General features: G+C 45.1%; 1 protein-coding gene. It reads left to right on the top strand.

What is annotated here, in order from left to right; all coding sequences use genetic code 11:
- The coding region (locus NLF92_RS12630; protein WP_254102539.1) for a hypothetical protein at nucleotides 1-1356 on the top strand (1356 nt) is incomplete at both ends.

The raw sequence follows: 1356 nt of genomic DNA, 5'->3' as shown, positions 1-1356 counted from the left end.
CCGATGCCATGGGACATCGCTATGATTTTACCTACGATTCACTCGGGCGCATGGTCAGACGTTACTCTCCCAGTGAGGGCACCAGTTGTTGGCAGTATGGCTCGACCAGTCATCGCAATATCCATGCATCAGGAAAATTATTAAGTAAATCCTTGTATACCTCGCGCAATATCACGTGCTCTGATACACGCTACACGCCTAGCAGTCAGGAAAGTTATGTCTATGATGATTTAGGGCGAGTCAGTGGCATCACTCGGTTGATTCACGGACAAACCTTCTCTGAATCCATGACCTACAACAACTTAAGTCAAGTCAGTGAAATCACTTACCCCACTGGTACAGAAGCCTTTACCGTGACACATGAATACGACGATGTAGGCGACTTGCGCTATGTCAGACATCAATCGACTAACACCTTACTATGGCAAGCAAATGCATTTAACCGCAGAGGCCTATTAGCCAAAGCGACCTTTGGTAATAACACCACTACGGATTATGGCTATACCACCGAAGGCTTTCATAAGGCATCTGCTACCAAACGCAATAACATGCTGCTTCATGGAAGTATAGTAACGCTTGATGATGCAGGAAATGTCACCCAGCGAGAAAGTGAATATCGAGCCAGTAATGGTCTAATCGATAGCTTTACCGAAACCTATGCCTATGATGCACTCAATCGCCTAACATCAAGAGGGTTTGCTCAAGATAAACGTGGTTATACGCCTAGTCACTTTAGCACGAGTGTGACGTATCGCTATGACAATGCGGGTAATATGACTTACAAATCTGATGTGGGTACCTATCACTACGATAGCACCAAGCCCAACCGGCTGGTGAAAGTCACCAATTATCGAGGTCAGCAAATCAAAGCGTTTATTTACGATAACAATGGTAATGTCACAGCCGAAACTAACCTACGCGGTTTTCGCTACACTGCGTTTGATAAACCGTATCGAATTACCCATCGCAGTGGCGCTGTCGTAGATATGAGCTATAACATTGACCGTAATATGATATTTAAACGTGATTCACGCAAAGTCTCGGGCACGCAAACAACCACTGAACATTATTATGCGGGTGGTTACGAAAAAATCGTACAAACACAAGGACGCTCTCGCGGCTTAGTCGAGCACAAGTATCATCTAATGGGCGGCAATATTGTGATTACGCATCGCTCTAATGGCACCAAAGACACCCATTATCTGCACAAAGATACCCAAGGCTCCGTGTCATTGATTACTAATGAGTCAGGCAGTGTGATTGCACAATATATCTATGACCCCTTTGGAAAACAAACCACGTTATCCACTCACTCGCTGTTTGCACAAGCAATTTACCATGCACCGTCGCATCAAG

Source organism: Opacimonas viscosa, assembly GCF_024199005.1.
In the GTDB taxonomy this organism is placed as follows: domain Bacteria; phylum Pseudomonadota; class Gammaproteobacteria; order Enterobacterales; family Alteromonadaceae; genus Opacimonas; species Opacimonas viscosa.
The sequence above is the reverse complement of the archived record's forward strand: the minus strand, read 5'-3'. Positions and strand labels throughout refer to the sequence as shown.